At 70.6% G+C, this 17,423-nt stretch carries 15 protein-coding genes; 7 read left to right on the forward strand and 8 right to left on the reverse strand.

From position 1 onward, the window contains the following. Window positions 1-37 precede the first annotated feature (37 nt). Entirely contained in the window at window positions 38-1,438 is a 1,401-nt protein-coding gene (locus ACIBK5_RS08310) for an MFS transporter (protein ID WP_399018301.1), read from the reverse strand. Window positions 1,439-1,700: 262 nt separating this feature from the next. On the opposite strand from ACIBK5_RS08310, the gene ACIBK5_RS08315 reads away from it, so the two are divergent. Beyond that, the gene (locus ACIBK5_RS08315; protein WP_399017458.1) at window positions 1,701-2,630 is read left to right on the forward strand and encodes a DUF3027 domain-containing protein; all 930 of its coding nucleotides are present in this window, start codon (window positions 1,701-1,703) and stop codon (window positions 2,628-2,630) included. Window positions 2,631-2,728: 98 nt separating this feature from the next. Continuing rightward, complete coding sequence (locus ACIBK5_RS08320; protein WP_399017460.1) at window positions 2,729-5,866, forward strand: sacsin N-terminal ATP-binding-like domain-containing protein; 3,138 nt, start codon at window positions 2,729-2,731, stop codon at window positions 5,864-5,866. Between the two features lie 61 nt (window positions 5,867-5,927). On the opposite strand, the gene ACIBK5_RS08325 is transcribed toward ACIBK5_RS08320, so the two are convergent. After that, window positions 5,928-6,251, reverse strand: coding sequence for a hypothetical protein (locus tag ACIBK5_RS08325; protein WP_399017462.1), 324 nt, complete (start codon window positions 6,249-6,251; stop codon window positions 5,928-5,930). A 30-nt stretch (window positions 6,252-6,281) separates the two neighbouring features. Continuing rightward, window positions 6,282-6,641 (reverse strand): DUF6086 family protein, encoded by a 360-nt coding sequence (locus tag ACIBK5_RS08330; RefSeq protein WP_399017463.1) that lies wholly within the window; start codon window positions 6,639-6,641, stop codon window positions 6,282-6,284. Window positions 6,642-6,863: 222 nt separating this feature from the next. Between ACIBK5_RS08330 and ACIBK5_RS08335 the strand changes: the two genes are divergently transcribed. Then, window positions 6,864-7,772, forward strand: coding sequence for a hypothetical protein (locus ACIBK5_RS08335; protein ID WP_399017465.1), 909 nt, complete (start codon window positions 6,864-6,866; stop codon window positions 7,770-7,772). Window positions 7,773-7,868: 96 nt separating this feature from the next. Here the strand turns inward: ACIBK5_RS08335 and ACIBK5_RS08340 are convergent, their stop codons facing one another. The 3 genes from ACIBK5_RS08340 to ACIBK5_RS08350 all read right to left on the reverse strand — a co-directional run bounded on the left by ACIBK5_RS08340 (window position 7,869) and on the right by ACIBK5_RS08350 (window position 11,854). Continuing rightward, window positions 7,869-10,262, reverse strand: coding sequence for an HAD-IC family P-type ATPase (locus ACIBK5_RS08340; protein ID WP_399017467.1), 2,394 nt, complete (start codon window positions 10,260-10,262; stop codon window positions 7,869-7,871). 133 nt (window positions 10,263-10,395) lie between these two features. Beyond that, entirely contained in the window at window positions 10,396-11,223 is an 828-nt protein-coding gene (locus ACIBK5_RS08345) for a class I SAM-dependent methyltransferase (protein ID WP_399017468.1), read from the reverse strand. Window positions 11,224-11,569: 346 nt separating this feature from the next. Further along, window positions 11,570-11,854, reverse strand: a complete 285-nt coding sequence (locus ACIBK5_RS08350; RefSeq protein ID WP_399017470.1) for a DUF2530 domain-containing protein — start codon at window positions 11,852-11,854, stop codon at window positions 11,570-11,572. Window positions 11,855-11,971: 117 nt separating this feature from the next. On the opposite strand from ACIBK5_RS08350, the gene ACIBK5_RS08355 reads away from it, so the two are divergent. Next, entirely contained in the window at window positions 11,972-13,417 is a 1,446-nt protein-coding gene (locus tag ACIBK5_RS08355) for an NCS2 family permease (RefSeq protein WP_399017472.1), read from the forward strand. 78 nt (window positions 13,418-13,495) lie between these two features. Here the strand turns inward: ACIBK5_RS08355 and ACIBK5_RS08360 are convergent, their stop codons facing one another. Next, window positions 13,496-14,776 carry an RNA-guided endonuclease InsQ/TnpB family protein gene (locus tag ACIBK5_RS08360; RefSeq protein ID WP_399017473.1) on the reverse strand — a complete coding sequence of 427 codons (1,281 nt, stop codon included), beginning with the start codon at window positions 14,774-14,776 and terminating at the stop codon, window positions 13,496-13,498. Between the two features lie 23 nt (window positions 14,777-14,799). Between ACIBK5_RS08360 and tnpA the strand changes: the two genes are divergently transcribed. Beyond that, a complete protein-coding gene (gene tnpA, locus ACIBK5_RS08365) occupies window positions 14,800-15,162 on the forward strand; it encodes an IS200/IS605 family transposase (RefSeq protein ID WP_399017475.1) in 363 nt (120 codons plus the stop codon). Window positions 15,163-15,258: 96 nt separating this feature from the next. Here tnpA and ACIBK5_RS08370 read toward each other — a convergent pair whose 3' ends face one another. Next, window positions 15,259-15,435: a ribbon-helix-helix protein, CopG family gene (locus ACIBK5_RS08370; RefSeq protein WP_399017477.1), complete on the reverse strand. Its 177-nt coding sequence runs from the start codon at window positions 15,433-15,435 to the stop codon at window positions 15,259-15,261. Window positions 15,436-15,589: 154 nt separating this feature from the next. On the opposite strand from ACIBK5_RS08370, the gene ACIBK5_RS08375 reads away from it, so the two are divergent. Both ACIBK5_RS08375 and ACIBK5_RS08380 read left to right on the forward strand, forming a co-directional pair. After that, window positions 15,590-16,027 carry a MarR family winged helix-turn-helix transcriptional regulator gene (locus ACIBK5_RS08375; RefSeq protein ID WP_215120700.1) on the forward strand — a complete coding sequence of 146 codons (438 nt, stop codon included), beginning with the start codon at window positions 15,590-15,592 and terminating at the stop codon, window positions 16,025-16,027. A 30-nt stretch (window positions 16,028-16,057) separates the two neighbouring features. Continuing rightward, window positions 16,058-17,422, forward strand: a complete 1,365-nt coding sequence (locus ACIBK5_RS08380; RefSeq protein ID WP_399017480.1) for an MFS transporter — start codon at window positions 16,058-16,060, stop codon at window positions 17,420-17,422. The last annotated feature ends 1 nt before the right edge of the window (window position 17,423 follow it).

The raw sequence follows: 17,423 nt of genomic DNA on the forward strand, positions 1-17,423 counted from the left end.
CCGGGAGTGCCCACGCGGGGTACGGCGTGCCCCACGGCTACGCCACGCGCGCCCGCGTCGCACCGCCGCGCCGGGCCGAGGCGATCAGCCCCCGTACGGTCGTCAGCCACCCCGTGCCGATGATCGCCGCGCCCACCGCCAGCCCGACCGGGCCGTTGAGCGGCAGCACGATGCCGACCGCCCCGCCGAGCACCCAGGACATCTGCAGCAGGGTCTCGGACCGGGCGAAGGCCGAGGTGCGGACCAGTTCGGGCACGTCCCGCTGGATCAGCGCGTCCAGGGACAGCTTGGCCAGGGCCTGCGCGAAGCCCGCCATCGCCGCCAGGCAGGCCACCAGGACCGCGCTGAAGAACACCGAGGCCAGTACCGCCACGCCCACCACACACGCCACCACCGTCACGATGATGATCTCCGGTGCCCGGGAGCGCAGCCATGCCCCGACCGCCGTGCCGAGCGCGTTGCCCACGCCCGCCGAGACGCCGACGATCCCCAGGGACACGGCGGCGCTCTGGCCCGAGACCGGGTGCTCGCGGAGCAGGAAGGCCAGGAAGAAGATCAGGAAGCCGGTGAGGCAGCGGATGGAGGCGTTGGCGGCCAGGGCGTGGGTGACGGCCGGGCCGACCGTGCGCAGCCCGGGGCGCTTGACGGGCCGACGGTGCGGGCCGTGCAGATGCTGTTCGTCCGCGGCCAGCAGCGCGGTGTCCTCGCCCTTGGCGGAGTCGACCTTGGGCGGCAGAGTGAACGACAGGATCGTCCCCGCCACGAAGAGCACGAAGGCGCCGTAGAGCGGCCAGCGCGGCCCGATCTGCTGGAGCCCGGCGCCGATCGGGGCGGCGATGCCGGTGGCGAGGAGCCCGCCGAGGGTGACGCGCGAGTTGGCCTTCACCAGGGAGAAACGAGGTGGCAGCAGCCGGGGCACGACGGCGCTTCTGACCACCCCGTACGCCTTCGACGAGACCAGGACGCCGAGCGCGGCCGGGTACAGCTCGATACCGCCGGTGACGACGGCCCCGGACAGGACGATCGCGAGCAGCGCCCGGGCCAGCATCGCGCCGGCCATGGCCGCCCGGCGGCCGTGCGGGATGCGGTCGAGGAGGGGGCCGATCACCGGTGCGAGCAGCGTGAAGGGCGCCATGGTGATGGCGAGGTACAGGGCGACGCGGCCGCGGGCCTCGTCGGTGGGGACGGAGAAGAAGACGGTCGAGGCGAGGGCGACGGTGACCATGACATCGCCGGCGCCGTTCACGCCGTGCAGCTCGATCAGCTTGCCGAGGCCGGACTCGCCGGCGCCGTGCGCGTGGGTGGCCTTGCGGATGCCGCGGGCGGTTCCGGTCACCGGGAAGTGCAGGGCACGGCCGACCGCGCGGAGGGAGCCGCGCATACGGCCCGGTCCGCTCAGTCGGCTGCTTCCCTTGACGGGCGTCTTCGCGGCTGCCACGACGTCATAGTGCCCCGAGAAGGCTGTGGGTAGTGCCATTACCGCTTGTATAGGGCCTGTGGGGTGACTGTCGGATGACTGCCCGGTCGTCGGGTCATGGGACCGTCGGTGTACGTGAAGAGGGGCGGAAGGGTAGCGTGCGTATCTCAGCCATCCCGCAAAATGGATGAAGGATGTCGACGCGGTCCCCTGGTCCGCTCCGTCCGCCCCCGCGCCGGGAGTGGCGCACTCGTGAGACGGCGTATGGAGAGAAGCGATACCTGTGAGCGCAGCGACAACGCGAAGCCGCACCCCTGACCGTCTGTGCGCCGAGGCCGTCGACCTCGCGCGCGCCGCAGCCGAGGAGGCCGCGGCGCCAGGGATCGTCGGCGAGCACGTGGGGACGGTCTCCGAGGGGGACCGCGTTGTCACGCACTTCTTCGAGTGCCGGGAGCTGGGGTACCGGGGCTGGCGCTGGGCCGTGACCGTGGCCCGGGCGTCCCGGGCGAAGATCGTCACGGTGGACGAGGCGGCGCTGCTGCCCGGCCCGGACGCGGTGCTCGCGCCCGAGTGGGTGCCGTGGAGCGAGCGGCTGCGCCCCGGCGACATGGGGCCGGGCGATCTGCTTCCCACGGACGCCGAGGACCTGCGTCTGGAGCCCGGCTACTCGGGCGAGGACGAGCCGGCACCGAATTCCCCCGTGTCGCACGAGATGGCCGACCTGGTGGAGGCCGAGGACGCGGACGTCACCGCGGGACCCCCCTCCGGCTTCCTCCCGGTCACCCCGACCCGCGGCTCCATCACCGGAGTGGCGGAGGAGCTCGGCATGCGCCGGGCCCGCGTCCTGTCCCGCTACGGCCTGTACACCGCGGCCGACCGCTGGGAGGAGGCGTTCGGCCCCAAGACGCCCATGGCCCAGTCGGCCCCGGCGGCCTGCGTCACCTGCGGCTTCCTCGCCCCCATCGGCGGCTCCCTCGGCCAGGCCTTCGGCGTCTGCGCCAACGAGTTCTCCCCGGCCGATGGCCGCCTCGTCTCCCTCACCTACGGCTGCGGCGGCCACTCCGAGGCCGCTGTCATGCCCCGCCCCCCGCAGCCGCCCTCCCCGGTCATCGACGAGACCCGGGTCGACCCGTTCCCGCTGCGCCCGGCGCCGGACTCGGGCTCGGTCGCGGCGACGGCGGACGAGAGCGCGGAGGAACTGGGCCACTCGTAGCGGCCTGGTCCCGGAGCCGGTAGCGCCGGGCGGGCACGCACCCCCCGCTCCACAGGCGGTACCTTCGTCCTCACGTCGACGAGGAGAAGGTACGGAACGTGAGCAGCAAGTTCGTGCGGCCCGCCGCCGAGGGGGCCGATCCGTTCGGTACCGCGCGTCTGCGACGCGGTGTCCTCGACGCCTGGGCCACCAGCCCCGCCCGGTTCCGTGAGGACGCCAACGCCGAGGAGGACCTGGTCCTCGGCGGCTACCGGGACCGGCTCGTCGTCGAGCTCGCCCAGAACGCCGCCGACGCCGCGGCCCGGGCCGGGGTGCCGGGACGGCTGCGGCTCACCCTGCGGGACGGCGTTCTCGTCGCCGCCAACACCGGGGCACCCCTGGACGCGGCCGGTGTGGAGTCGCTGTCCACGCTGCGGGCGTCGGCGAAGCGGGAGAGCCAGGAACAGGCCGTCGGGCGCTTCGGTGTCGGCTTCGCCGCCGTCCTGTCCGTCACCGACGAGCCCGCCGTAGTCGGCCGGCACGGTGGGGTGCGCTGGTCCCTCGCCGAGGCCCGGGGCCTGGCCGCCGAGACCGCCCGGCACAGCCCCGGGCTCGGGGACGAGGTCCGGCGGCGCGACGGGCACGTACCGCTGCTGCGGCTGCCGTTCGCCGCCGAGGGCACCGCCCCCGACCCGTACGACACCGCCGTCATCCTGCCCCTGCGCGACGATCCCGCCGCCGACCTCGCCGAGCGGCTGCTGCACGCCGTCGACGACGCGCTGCTGCTCGCCCTCCCCGGCCTCGAAGAGGTCGTCGTGGAGGTCAACGGGGAGAGCCCCAGGACCCTCACCCGCCGTACCGACGGGGCCTTCACCGTCGTCGACGACTCCGAGGGCGGCGTCACCCACTGGCGCACCGCCGTCGCGCACGGCCCGCTCACCCCCGACCTGCTCGCCGACCGGCCCGTCGAGGAGCGGCTGCGGCCGCGGTGGTCCGTCACCTGGGCCGTGCCCGTCGACAGCGACGGCAGCCCCGCCCGGCCCCGCACCAGCCCGGTCCTGCACGCGCCCACGCCCAGCGACGAGCAGCTCGGCGTGCCGGCCCTGCTCATCGCCTCGTTCCCGCTGGACTCGACCCGCCGGCACGCCGCCCCGGGACCGCTGACCGACTTCCTCGTCCAGCGCGCGGCCGACGCGTACGCCGAACTCCTCGGCGACTGGCGGCCGGTGACCGCCGGGATCATCGGCCTCGTGCCCGGCCCGCTCGGCAAGGGCGAGCTGGACGGCGCCCTGCGCCAGGCGATCCTGGACCGGCTGCCGCGGACGTCGTTTCTCCCACCCGCCGCCGAGCCCCGTGAGTCCGACGACGTCGACGACGACCTGCCCGAGTCCCTGCGGCCCCGTGACGCCGAGATCGTCGAGGGCGCGGGCGCGGACACCGTGCGGGTCCTCGCCGAGGTGCTGCCCACCCTGCTGCCCGGCGGCCTTGAGCGGCGCGCGGAGCTGCGGATCCTGGACGTCGCCTGCGTCCCGCTGACCGACGCGATCGACCGGCTGGCCGGTCTGGAGAAGGACCCGGGCTGGTGGCGGCGGCTCTACGACAGCCTCACCGGCGTGGACCCCGACCGGCTGTCGGGCCTCCCCGTGCCACTTGCGGACGGCCGTACGACGATCGGACCCCGGCAGGTGCTCCTGCCGAGCGCGCAGGCCTCCCGTACCGACCCCGAGGTGCTGGCCCGGCTCGGCCTGAAGGTCGCCCACCCGGACGCCGCCCACCCGCTCCTGGAGAAGCTCGGCGCCCTGCCCGCGACCCCGCGTGCCGTGCTCACCACCCCGCAGGTGAGGGCCGCCGTCGCCGCGTCCCTGGACGACGAGGGCGGGGTGAACTGGGAAGAGGACACCCTCGACGCCGACGAACTGGCCGACACCGTGCTCGCGCTGGTGCGGGACGCGGGCCTGGAGCCCGGTGACGAGCCCTGGCTCGGCGCCCTCGCCCTGCCCGACGAGGACGGCGAACCGGCCCCCGCCTGCGAACTCGTCTTCCCCGGCGGCCCCTTCGCCCAGGTGATGCGCGAGGGCGAACTCGCCGCCGTGGACGCCGAACTGGCCGACAGGTGGGGCGAGCAGCCGCTCGCCGCCTGCGGGGTCCTGGTGAACTTCGCGCTCGTCCGCGCCACCGACGTCGTCCTCGACCCTGACGAACTCGAGCCCCGCGAGGGCGACTTCGCCGAGCCCGACGACGCGGGCCTGCTGGACGCCGTCGACGTGTGGTGCGAGGACATCCTCGACCGCTTCCCCGACAGCCCGGTCCCGCCGGTCGCGACGGAGATCATCGCCGTACGGGACCTGGACCTGGTCGACGAGGACAAGTGGGCCCAGGCCCTGACCCTGCTGTCGCAGCCGCCCTACCGGGACGCCGTCGTCCAGCCCGTGCGGATCCTGCTGCACGACGGGACGCACGAGGCCGTACGGCCGTACGCGGCGTGGTGGCTGCGCGGGAACCCGGTGCTCGACGGCCGCCGCCCGGCCGGCCTGCGCGCCGCCGGTGGCGACCCGCTCCTGCGCGGGCTCTACGACGAGGCCGACGCCACCGGCTTCGAGGACGAACAGGTACTGCGGGCGCTGGGCGTACGGACGTCCGTGGCCGCGCTGCTGGACGAGCCCGGCGGGGCCGCCGAGCTGCTCGACCGGCTCGCCGAGCCCGAGCGCGAGGTGGCGGACGCCCAGCTGCACGCCCTCTACAGCGCGCTGGCCGAGCTGGACCCGGAGCAGGTCACCCTGCCGGACGAGCTGCGCGCGGTCGTCGACGGCCGGGTGGAGGTCGTGGACGCGGCCGACGCCGTGGTCGTCGACTCGCCCGACCTCCTCCCCTTCACCTCGGGCGTCCCCCTGCTGCCGGTCCGCCCCGCCCGGGCCGCCGAGCTGGCCGAGCTGTTCCAGGTGCGGCGCCTCAGCGAGTCTGTCACCGGGGAGGTCGGGTCCGAAGGCGCCGAGCACGACGTACCGGAGCCGGTGCGCGTACTGCTCGGCCGGCTGACCCCGGCCTCCTACGTCGAACACGAGGAACTCGTCGTCGACGGCGTGGAGATCGACTGGCGGCTCACCGACGACGGCGTCCTGCACGCCGCCACCCTGGAGGGCGTCGCGGCGGGCCTGGCCTGGGCGGCCGGACAGTGGCCGCGACGGTTCGAGGTGGCAGCACTGCTGGAGGACCCGTCCCGGACGGAGGAACTGGCACGGGACCGGTGGTTCGACTGAGGTCGACTGTGGACGAACGGCCGCCCTCGGGAGTTCACCGAGGGCGGCCGTCCTGTGTCGCCTAGTCGGCGTCCCGCTCGGCCAGAAAGGCGAGCAGGAGGCTGAACAAATGATCCACGGCGGGTTGTTGCTGGTCCTGGGCCAGGGCCGTCCAGTTCCGAATACCGGCATCCGGGAACGCTTCCTCAAGGACGAGGGCCTGCCAGTCGAGACTGGTCTGCTCGCCCCTGCGTGCGACGAGCCACTCGGTGAACCCCTGCAACAGCGCGCCCGAACGGCCGAGATCGTATCCGTCCAGGAATGTGACCGTCGGGTAGTACGCGCCGATGAGGCCGTAGAGTCCCGGCCTGGCGCGGATCTGCCCGATCAGCTCTCTGTCGTTCACTGCCCCGTCCGTCCGATAGGGAGCGCTCCGCTACGACGCCATGTTTCGGGCCAGGGCCGTCTTCTCCTCATCGAGGGTCGACGCGTCCTCGGGCCGCAGGACGATGGCGCCGCCCGAGCGGTCGAGCAGCACGAGCGAGGTGACGAGCAGCCCGCGTGCCAGGTCCCACCACACCTTGCTGGTGGTGGATGCGCACCGGTCGTACAGCCGCTGGACAAACGCTTGGAACGCATCGCGATCCACCGCACATCCACCCTGTGGCGTGTGCGTCAGCCCGGACGGCACATCGAGGAAACCGGCCGCTCCCTGGGCGAGGGAGGCGTACAGCTGTCCGCTGTGGTAGCCCGCGTCCCAAAGTGTCTTCTCGCCGAACTCGAACGGGTAACTCAATCCGCGATCTCCGGTCTCAGGTCGAGGTCAGGATGGCCCGTCCCTGACCTGGTGAACGGAGCCGTTCGAGCGACGGTGAAAATCTTCGCACAGAGCTTTCACTTCTTGTACAACCATGCGCATCCGTCGCGCATCTGATCACGTGAGTCAACAGACTCCATGATCACTTGGGCCCCAGGAGCCGACGACGAGCGCCGGGGTCCCTCTCCACCTGGAGAACGCATGCGTATCCGAGCCACCGTGGCCGCCGTCACCGGCGCCCTGGCCCTTTCCGCCTTCGCCGTGCCGGCCGCGCAGGCCGCCGAGCCGAAGGTTCCCGCGGACATCGCCGCCGCCAGCGAGGTCGTTCACGCCGGCTCCGGCCGGTCGGCCTTCGTCGGCGCCGTGGACGGCGAGCCGTACGCCCTGAACGCGACCTTCTCCTCGGTCAAGGTCAACAACGGCAAGAACATCTCCGCCGGCACCACCAACCTGGTGAAGGTGCCCGTCTCCTTCAAGCTGACGCACGGCGCGGACGTCGACATCCACGCGGACGACTTCTTCGCGGGCATCGAGCTGTACCGCGGCGCCTCCTTCGAGGACTCCGCCTTCTTCTTCGACAGCAACGACGCGAGCTGCACGGACTCCTCCGCGACCGTCGCCAACTGCAAGACCACCGTCGAGATCGACCCGTTCGCGCTGCTGAACGAGGACGCCGGCTCCTGGAAGGCCGCGGGCTTCGCGGTCGCCTTCAACGGCGAGAACCCGGACGAGCCGAACCTGGACAAGGTCGGTGTCGCGGTGACGGACCCGACCAACTCCTTCAAGCTCCAGCGCTTCTCCAAGCTGACGGTCAACGCCTCGCCCGAGCCGGTGAAGAAGGGCAAGACCATCACCGTCACCGGCAAGCTGTCCCGCGCCAACTGGGACGACAACAAGTACCACGGCTACACCAACCAGTCGGTGAAGCTGCAGTTCCGTAAGAAGAACTCCAACACCTACACCACGGTGAAGACCATCAAGTCGAACTCCACGGGTGAGCTGAAGACCACGGTCAAGGCGTCGACCGACGGCTACTTCCGCTACTCCTTCGCGGGCACGACGACCACCCCGGCGGTCAACGCCACGGGCGACTTCGTCGACGTCAAGTAGGAACGCGCCCCGAAAGGGGCGCGGGGAACTGCGCGACCAGCCACAACGGTCCCGCAGACGACCATCCGGCGGCGGTCTCACGGCCGAAGCCGAGCGCTACGCGGGAACGCGGCGGTCCACCCATCTCCACGTGAGTTCCAGGGTGGCCGCCGCCACCACCGCGATGCCGACCGCGATCCAGGGCATGGTCATGCCGACCAGCTTCAGCGCGAAGAAGTGCTGGAGCCATGGCACCACCAGGACCAGCAGGAACGCCCCGGCCATCGACGCCACCAGGGCGACGCGCCACCAGGTGTAGGGGCGGGCGATGATCGCCAGGACCCACATCGAGATCAGGAAGAGGGTCAGCGTCGCGGCGCTGGTCTCCGCGTCCAGCGCACCCGCGCCCGTGTAGTGCTCCCGGGCGATGAGGTACGTCGCGAACGTCGCCAGCGCGGCCACCACTCCGCCCGGGATCGAGTACCGCATGACCCGCCGGACGAAGTTCGGCCTCGCCCGCTCCTTGTTGGGCGCGAGCGCGAGGAAGAACGCCGGGACGCCGATGGTGAGTGTGGAGAGCAGGGTCAGGTGGCGCGGCAGGAACGGGTACTCGACCTGTGAGCAGACCACCAGGACGGCCAGCAGCACCGAGTAGACCGTCTTGACCAGGAACAGGGTCGCCACGCGCGTGATGTTGCCGATCACGCGGCGGCCCTCGGCCACCACCGACGGCAGGGTGGCGAAGCTGTTGTTCAGCAGCACGATCTGCGCTACCGCCCGGGTCGCCTCCGAGCCCGAGCCCATCGCCACTCCGATGTCGGCGTCCTTCAGGGCGAGGACGTCGTTCACCCCGTCACCCGTCATCGCGACCGTGTGCCCCCGGGACTGCAGCGCCCCCACCATGGTCCGCTTCTGCTGCGGGGTGACCCGCCCGAACACCGTGCTGTCGTCGAGGGCGTCGGCCATCCCGTCCTGGTCGGCGGGGAGCCGGCGGGCGTCGATCGTGGTTCCGGAGAGTCCGAGCTTGGCTGCTACCGCGCCTACCGACACCGCGTTGTCGCCGGAGATGACCTTGGCCTTGACGTTCTGGTCGGCGAAGTAGCGCAGGGTGTCGGCCGCGTCCGGGCGCAGCCGCTGCTCCAGGACGACCAGCGCGGTGGGCTTCGCCCCCTCGGTCACCTCGGCGTCGTCGAGGTCGCGTGCGACGCGGACGAGCAGCAGCACCCGTAGGCCCTGTTCGTTCAGCCGGCCTGTTTCCGCGAGGGCCGGGTCGTCGTCGGGCAGCAGGACGTCCGGTGCGCCGAGCAGCCAGGTGCTCGTCTCCCCGCCGGCCTCGGCGAACGCGGCGCCGCTGTACTTGCGCGCCGAGGAGAAGGGCAGCGCCTGGGTGCAGCGCCACTGCTCGCCGTCCGGGTAGGCGTCGATGATCGCCTTCAGGGAGGCGTTCGGGCGCGGGTCCGACTCGCCGAGGGCGCCTAGGACCTGTCGTACGTACGCCTCGTCGGCGTCGCCCAGTGGCCGCAGCTCCGTGACGTCCATGCCGCCCTCGGTGAGGGTGCCGGTCTTGTCGAGGCAGACGGTGTCGACCCGGGCCAGCCCCTCGATCGCGGGCAGTTCCTGGACCAGGCACTGCTTGCGGCCCAGGCGGATGACGCCGATGGCGAAGGCGACGGAGGTGAGCAGGACCAGGCCCTCGGGGACCATGGGGACGATGCCGCCGACCGTGCGGGCGACGGAGTCGTCGAAGGCGTTCTCCTTCACGAACAGCTGGCTGATGATCAGGCCGATCGCGGTCGGGACCATCATCCATGTGACGTACTTGAGGATCGTGGAGATGCCGGAGCGCAGCTCGGACTGGACGAGGGTGAAGCGCGAGGCCTCCTCGGCGAGCTGGGCGGCGTAGGCCTCGCGGCCGACCTTCGTCGCCTGGAACGCCCCGCCGCCCGCGACCACGAAGCTGCCCGACATCACCTGGTCGCCGGGGCGTTTGACGACCGGGTCGGCCTCGCCGGTGAGCAGCGACTCGTCGATCTCGAGGTTGTCGGCCTCCGCGCAGACGCCGTCGACGACGATCTTGTCGCCGGGGGCGATCTCGATCAGGTCGTCGAGGACGATCTCGGAGGTGCTGACCTGCGTGGCGTCCCCGTCCCTGCGGACGGTGGGGCGGGCCTCGCCGATCAGTGCGAGGGAGTCCAGGGTCTTCTTCGCCCGCCATTCCTGGACGATCCCGATGCCGGTGTTGGCGAGGATCACGAAGCCGAACAGGCTGTCCTGGATCGGTGCGACGACCAGCATGATCAGCCAGAGGATGCCGATGATCGCGTTGAAGCGGGTGAAGACGTTCGCGCGGACGATGTCGACGGTGGAGCGGCTGCTGCGCACCGGCACGTCGTTGATCTGCCCGCGCTCCACGCGTTCGGCGACCTGAGCACCGGTCAGGCCGGTCACGGGCGAGGTGACCGTCGCCGGCCGCGCGGAGTCGAGCCGGGCACCCGCGTCGAGATGCGTCATGCATTCGACGGTACGTGCGGATTTGCCGCTTCACCTGCCGAATGCGGGGAAGATCCGACCTGGGGAGGAGGGGTGTCGTGCCCTGGTCGTACGGCAGTTGTACGTCGCCGGACCCTGGTGCCGGGCCTCTGTGTCAGCCTGCTCGGCGGGCGGTGAGCAGGAGGTACTCCCACTCCCGGGCCGCGCCGTCGTGGCCGAGATCCACCAGGGCGCGGTCCAGGGCGGCGACGCGGTCGGGGTCGTCGGCGATGTTCTTGTAGACGGCGATCGTCGGGCCGTAGCGCTCCTTGAAGTAGTCCCGGAACGCCTCGGGCGTCGCGAAGCGGTCGACCCGGGCGGTGCCGCGCTCGGCGTGTACGTCCGTGACCCGGTCGCGGTCGCCGAGGAGGGCGCGTACGTGCTTCTCGTCTCCCCAGAGCGGGGGCGGCTGGGCGCCGGGTGGGGGTGGGGGCGCGTACGGCTTCATCGTGGCGAACATCTGGCCGATGAAGCCCTGGGGTGTCCAGCTCAGGAGGCCGATGGTGCCGCCGGGGCGGCAGACGCGGACGAGTTCGTCGGCGGCCTGCTGGTGGTGCGGGGCGAACATGACGCCGACGCAGGACACCACGGTGTCGAATGCCGCGTCGGCGAAGGGCAGGGCCTCGGCGTCGGCCTCCTGCCAGGTGAGGGTGGCGCCCTGCTTCTCGGCCGCGAGCCGGCCCGCTCCGAACAGTTCCGGGGTCAGGTCGGAGGCGATGACGTCCGCACCTGCCAGGGCCGCGGGGATCGCGGCGTTGCCGCTGCCGGCACCCACGTCCAGTACGCGTTGGCCGGGGTGCACCCCGCATGCCTCGACCAGGACCGCTCCCAGGCCGGGGATGACCTCGGCGGCCAGGGACGGGTAGTCGCCCTGGGCCCACATCGCCCGGTGCTTGGCCTTCAGAGCCCGATCGGCGTCGACCGCGCTGTTCTGCGTCGTCATGGCTGCGCTCCTCACCGGTTCGGCGGTGGTTCCTTTCGAGCGTAGAGAGGGGGCGGGTGGGTGTCTCGTCGGCGCCTGCGCGGTGGGTGGGGGGTCGGGGCCGCGCCGGGTGGTGTCCGTCCTCGGATTGGCGCGATGGTCTTGCGAACCGGCTCACTGTTCGTTGACGCGCCAACCGCTGCGGGCGAACACCCCCCGACACGTCCCCTTGCGTAGTCCCCCAGCTGCGGGCATGCGTGCCGACCCAGCTGCGGGCATGCGTGCCGCTAAGGGCGGCACGGGTGGGCGCAGCGGCACCTCATCGCGCCGAGTTGCGCACCCACCCGGCCTCAGCACCGACGCCGGGCTACTGGGCCGAGGGGCTCGCTGTCGGGGCCTGGTCCTGGGTGGCAGCGGCCCGCTTGATGGCCGCATCGCGCTTGCGGACGTACCAGATGCCGATCAGCCCGAGCCCGGCCCCGGCCAGGCACGTCCACAGCCACCAGGTGCGGCCGTGGTCGTCGAACCAGCCATAGAAGGGAAGCTGAACCAGGAAGAGGAGGAACCACAGAATCGTGCCGCCGATGATGGTGGCGACCACGGGGCCCTCCAGGGGCTCCGGCGCCTCGTGCCTGGGGGTCCACTTCGCCATGGGGACAGCTTACGAGGCGATCAGGTCTACGCGCGGAGATGGTCGTTCGGGGGTTTATATGTTCATACTGAAACGGTTTGTGTCTGACCACTTCTCTTCGTAGGAAACACCAAACACATGTCGTCCTCGGCTCCCGCCCAGGTCCCCGCCCCACCGGGAGCCGGGCCCACATACGGTGCACTCGACCGCTTCTTCCGGATCTCCGAGCGGGGCAGCACCCTGTCCCGCGAGGTCCGGGGCGGTCTCGCCACCTTCTTCGCGATGGCCTACATCATCGTGCTGAACCCGATCATCCTCGGCAGCGCGAAGGACATGTACGGCCACCAGCTGGACAACGGCCAGCTGGTCACCGCGACCGCCCTCACCGCCGCCCTCACCACCCTCCTCATGGGTGTCATCGGCAATGTGCCGATCGCGCTCGCCGCCGGGTTGGGTGTGAATTCGGTTGTCGCGCTTCAGCTGGCTCCGCGCATGTCCTGGCCGGATGCGATGGGCATGGTGGTCCTCGCCGGGTTCGTCGTGATGCTGCTGGTCGCGACCGGGCTGCGCGAGCGGGTGATGAACGCCGTGCCCTTCGGGCTGCGCAAGGCCATCTCGATCGGTATCGGTCTGTTCATCATGCTGATCGGGCTGGTCGACGCCGGCTTCGTCTCCCGGATTCCGGATGTCGCGCAGACGACCGTGCCGCTTCAGCTCGGTGGTGACGGCCATCTGAACGGGTGGCCGGTGCTGGTCTTCGTGCTGGGCGTGCTGCTGACGCTCGCGCTGATCGTGCGCAAGGTGTCCGGCGCGATCCTGATCTCGATCGTCGCCATGACGGTGGTCGCGGTCGTGATCGAGGCCGTGGTCGATGTGCCGAGCTGGGGGCTGACCACTCCGAAGTGGCCCGGGAATCCCGTTGCCAGTCCTGACTTCGGGCTGGTCGGGCAGGTCAGTCTGTTCGGCGGGTTCGAGAAGGTCGGCATGCTGACCGGCGTGCTCTTCGTCTTCACCGTGCTGCTGTCGTGCTTCTTCGACGCGATGGGCACGATCATGGGCGTCTCCGACGAGGCGAAGCTGACGGACGCGCAGGGGCAGATGCCCGGCATCAACAAGGTGCTGCTGGTGGACGGCTTCGCCGTCGCCGCCGGTGGTGCGAGTTCGTCGTCGGCCACGACCGCCTTCGTCGAGTCGACGGCGGGTGTGGGTGAGGGTGCCCGCACCGGTCTCGCCAACGTCGTCACCGGCGGGCTCTTCGCCCTCGCCCTCTTCCTGACGCCGGTCGCCACGATGGTGCCGTCCCAGGCGGCCACCCCGGCCCTGGTCGCGGTCGGCTTCCTGATCCTTTCCGGCTCCGTCAAGGAGATCGACTGGGCGGACTACACGATCGCCGTCCCGGCCTTCGTGACGATGCTGATGATGCCGTTCACGTACTCGATCACCAACGGCATCGGCATGGGCTTCATCACCTTCGCTGTGCTGCGCCTGGCGGCCGGCCGGGGCCGGGAGGTCCCGGCGGCGATGTACGCGGTGGCGGCGGTGTTCGGGTTCTACTACCTGATGCCCGCGCTGGGGCTGACGTGATCGGACGGGGACGGGACGGGCCGGGCCCTCAGGTGACTCCTTGAAGTGCTCTCCCGGCTGAAGCCGGGAGATTCCTGCTTACCTTGCGGTAGCGGGCTTGACGCGCTTGGCGCGCCTGACGACTGCCCTCCCGGCAGCCGGGATGAGCGCGTGGCCCATCCGGTACAGGTGCAAGACGTTGCGGGCTGCGTTGTGGTCGGCGTTGCCCGACCAGCCGCAGTCCGGGTTCTTGCACACGAACACGGCCTGGGACTCCCGGCTGCCGGGTGTGATGAATCCGCACGCCGAGCAGCGCCGGGAGGTGCCGGGGGCGGGGACCTTGACCAGGGTGCCGCCGAGCTGAGCGGTCTTGTACGCCAGCATGGTGACGGTGCGGCCCCATGCCTCCTGGCTGATGGAGCGGTTCAGCCCGGATTTCTGGGCGACGTTTTTCCCCGGCTCCTCGATCGTTCCCCTGGCGGACTTGACCATGTTCGTGATGGTGAGTGCTTCGACCACGACGGTGCCGTAGGTACGGGCGATGGTGGTGGTCGTCTGGTGCTGCCAGTCGAGGGCCCGGCGCTTGGCTTTCGCGCGGAGCCCTGCGATCTGGTCGTAGGTGTGCTGCAGCCGGCGGCTGGTGCGCTCGCCGGGCCTGCGGTGCCGCTTACGCTGCGCGGCGCGCTGCTCCAGGTGCAGGAGCCTGTCCTTCTCCTTGCCGGTCAGCCATTCGCCGTGCTCGTACGTATCGCCGTCCGAGAGGGCGATGGGCACGGTGACGCCCACGTCGATGCCGATGTCCGGCCCCTCATGGGGCTCGGGCCTGCCCTGAAGGGTCTGGACACGGAAGGCGATGTGCCAGCCGAGTGCGTCCTTGATCAGCCGGGCCCCGGTGATCCGGTTCTGGGTATCTGCACGCTTGCCTACCGGAAGGTCTTTGGTCCACCGGAACCGGACCCGGCCCACCTTGGGAATGTTGACCATGCCCCACCGGCGGTGCACGCGGACGATGTTCAGGTCCCGGCCCTGCGGGATGTCCACGGACATCACCGTGCGGAACCGGCCCTTGAAGTTCGGGGCGTCGGAGCGCCCGTCCCAGCAGTTCTTCCACGCCTGGAAGTACGTCTTGAGTACCGCTTGCGCGGCCTGCGCGGGCAGGACGGCGAGAAAACCGATGTCCTCGCGGGCCTGGCGGATCGCGGCGTCCGCGTTCGTGAGAGTCCGCTCTGGCTTCGGCATCATCTGCCACCAGGCGTGCAGCAGGTTCCACATGGTGCGGGCCGCGTGCGCCTGGCTATCAGCCTTCGCCACCCCGGCAGGCGACAGTGCAAGCCGGGCACGGTGCCCGAACTGCCGCTTGACCAGGGTGCCTTGACTCACAATCGAGACCCTAGCGTTGGTTTATGTCACCGCGCTGGAACCCTAATCCCGATGTCAGAACCGGTCGCCACGTTGTCTACAACCTGCACGTTCCCTTGGTTTTCGTCACTAAATACAGGCGGAAGGCGTTCACTGACGCCATGCTGACCCGCACCGAAGAGATCATGCGGGAGGTCTGCGACGACTTCGAGGCCGAGCTGAAGCAGTTCAACGGAGAACAGGACCACGTCCACCTGATCGTGCACTACCCGCCCAAAGTCCAGCTGTCCAAGCTGGTCAACTCCCTCAAGGGCGTCAGCTCCGGTTCCTACTTCGCCGGATCCTGCGGCGGGGCACCCCTGACCGTTGTCAAGCAGTACATCGAGAACCAGCAGCGCCCCGTCTGATCGTCACCACGGAGGCGCAGAGCCCTCCGGCGCTTCGCGCCTCCGGCCCAAGGACGGCCTTCACCCCCGCCCTGAAGCGCGGAGCACTGGCCAAGATCAGAGGTAGAACCTCTCCGTCTCCTCGACGGCGGTCTGGAACCGTTCGTCGAAGTCATCTCGGATGAGCGTCCGGACGACATAGTCCTGGACGCTCATTCCCCTTTTCGCGGCGTGGTGCCGGAGCCGGTCGAGCAGGTCGTGGTCTATTCGCAGGCTGAGCACGCTGGTCCCCATGGGCATGAGGGTCGCGGCATCCTTCGGTGCGGTGGGTCGCGTTCCGCTGTCGCGTCACCCATATGAGTGATGTCACGGGTAAGTGGCCAGGGTCACGGGTGTTTTCGCGCGCCCCGGTGCTCTTTAGCGAGAGTAATGAGTTACGCTAAAGAACATGCCGGACCTCAGCCATGGCGACGACGTAGCCGCCGTGAACTCCCTCCGATCCGCCGTGATGCGGCTGTCCCGTCGGCTCAAGCACCAGCGTGTCGACGAGTCGCTCAGCCCCACCGAGATGTCGGTGCTCGGCACCCTGTCCCTCTGCGGCAGGGCCACGCCGGGCGAGCTCGCCCGCAAGGAACACGTCCAGCCGCCGTCGATGACCCGCATCGTGGCGCTGCTGGAGGCGAAGGGGCTGGTCCGTCTGGAGCCGCACCCCGAGGACCGGCGCCAGAAGGTCGTGACGCGCACCGAGCAGGCCGAAACGATGCTCGAGGAGAGCCGCCGCAAGCGGAACGCGTTCCTGGCCACCCTGGTCGAGGACCTCGACGAGGACGAGTGGGCGAAACTCCGCGCCGCCGCCCCCGTGCTGGAGAAGCTCGCGCATCTGTAAGCCGTAGTCGTCGCAAGGAGGCGAACCCTTTTGAGTACGGGAACCGGAGCAGCTTCCGCACCCGCACCTGATCCCCACGACTCCCCGCCCGCCTCCGACACACTCCCGCGCAAGTCCTCGATGTTCTCCTCCCTGAAGGTCAGGAACTACCGCCTGTTCTTCATGGGGCAGGTCGTCTCCAACATCGGCACCTGGATGCAGCGCATCGCCCAGGACTGGCTGGTCCTCAGTCTCACCGGCTCCTCCGCCGCCGTCGGCATAACGACCGCGCTGCAGTTCCTGCCGATGCTGCTCTTCGGCCTCTACGGCGGTGTCCTCGTCGACCGGCTGCGCAAGCGGCCCACCCTGCTCGTCACCCAGTCGTCGATGGGCCTCACCGCCCTCGCCCTCGCGGTCCTCACCCTCACCGGCCATGTCCAGGTGTGGCACGTGTACGTCGCCGCCTTCGCGATGGGTCTGGCCACGGTCGTCGACAACCCGGCCCGGCAGTCCTTCGTCTCCGAGCTGGTCGGCCCCGGGCAGCTGCAGAACGCGGTCAGCCTGAACTCCGCCAACTTCCAGTCCGCCCGCCTGGTCGGCCCCGCTGTCGCGGGCATACTCATCACCGGCGTCGGCACCGGCTTCGCCTTCCTCTTCAACGGCCTGTCCTTCGTCGCGCCGCTCGCCGGTCTGCTGCTGATGCGCGCCCGTGAGCTGCACGCCGTGGAACGCGCCCCGCGCGGCAAGGGGCAGCTGCGGGAGGGCGTGCGCTATGTGACCGGCCGGCCCGAGCTGATCTGGCCGATCGTCCTGGTCGGTTTCGTCGGCACCTTCGCCTTCAACTTCCCCGTCTACCTCTCGGCCTTCGCGGACGACGTGTTCCACGCGGGCGCGGGCGCCTACAGCATGTTCAACACGCTGATGGCGGTGGGTTCGGTCGCGGGCGCGCTGCTCGCCGCGCGGCGCGGTACGGCCCGGCTGCGGCTGCTGATCGCGGCGGCCATGGTCTTCGGGGCGCTGGAGATCGTGGCGGCGACGACACCGACGCTGTGGCTGTTCGCCCTGCTGATGGTTCCGCTGGGCCTGTTCGGCATGACGGTCAACGTCACGACGAACACCAGCATCCAGATGTCCACGGACCCGGCCATGCGCGGCCGTGTCATGGCCCTCTACATGATGGTCTTCCTCGGCGGGTCCCCGGTCGGCGCCCCGATAGTCGGCTGGATCACCGACACGTACGGCGCTCGGGTGGGGCTGGCCGCCGGTGGTGCGGTGGCGGCGGTGGCGGCGGTCGTGATCGGCCTGATCCTGGCGCGCGTCGGCAATCTGCGGCTGTCGGTCGGCTGGCACCAGGGCCACCCACGGGTACGGTTCGTCCCCCGGGAGCAGCAGGAGGCACTGGCTCCGGCGGCGTAGG

This window comes from Streptomyces sp. NPDC050546 (assembly GCF_044457425.1).
GTDB lineage: Bacteria > Actinomycetota > Actinomycetes > Streptomycetales > Streptomycetaceae > Streptomyces.

Coding starts and splice junctions, on each gene's coding strand:
- ACIBK5_RS08335 (WP_399017465.1), top strand. CDS start 6,864: ATGCGTATCCGAGCCACCGTGGCCGCCGTCACCGGCGCCCTGGCCCTT.
- ACIBK5_RS08340 (WP_399017467.1), bottom strand. CDS start 10,262: ATGACGCATCTCGACGCGGGTGCCCGGCTCGACTCCGCGCGGCCGGCG.
- ACIBK5_RS08345 (WP_399017468.1), bottom strand. CDS start 11,223: ATGACGACGCAGAACAGCGCGGTCGACGCCGATCGGGCTCTGAAGGCC.
- ACIBK5_RS08350 (WP_399017470.1), bottom strand. CDS start 11,854: ATGGCGAAGTGGACCCCCAGGCACGAGGCGCCGGAGCCCCTGGAGGGC.
- ACIBK5_RS08355 (WP_399017472.1), top strand. CDS start 11,972: ATGTCGTCCTCGGCTCCCGCCCAGGTCCCCGCCCCACCGGGAGCCGGG.
- tnpA (WP_399017475.1), top strand. CDS start 14,800: ATGTCACCGCGCTGGAACCCTAATCCCGATGTCAGAACCGGTCGCCAC.
- ACIBK5_RS08370 (WP_399017477.1), bottom strand. CDS start 15,435: ATGGGGACCAGCGTGCTCAGCCTGCGAATAGACCACGACCTGCTCGAC.
- ACIBK5_RS08375 (WP_215120700.1), top strand. CDS start 15,590: ATGCCGGACCTCAGCCATGGCGACGACGTAGCCGCCGTGAACTCCCTC.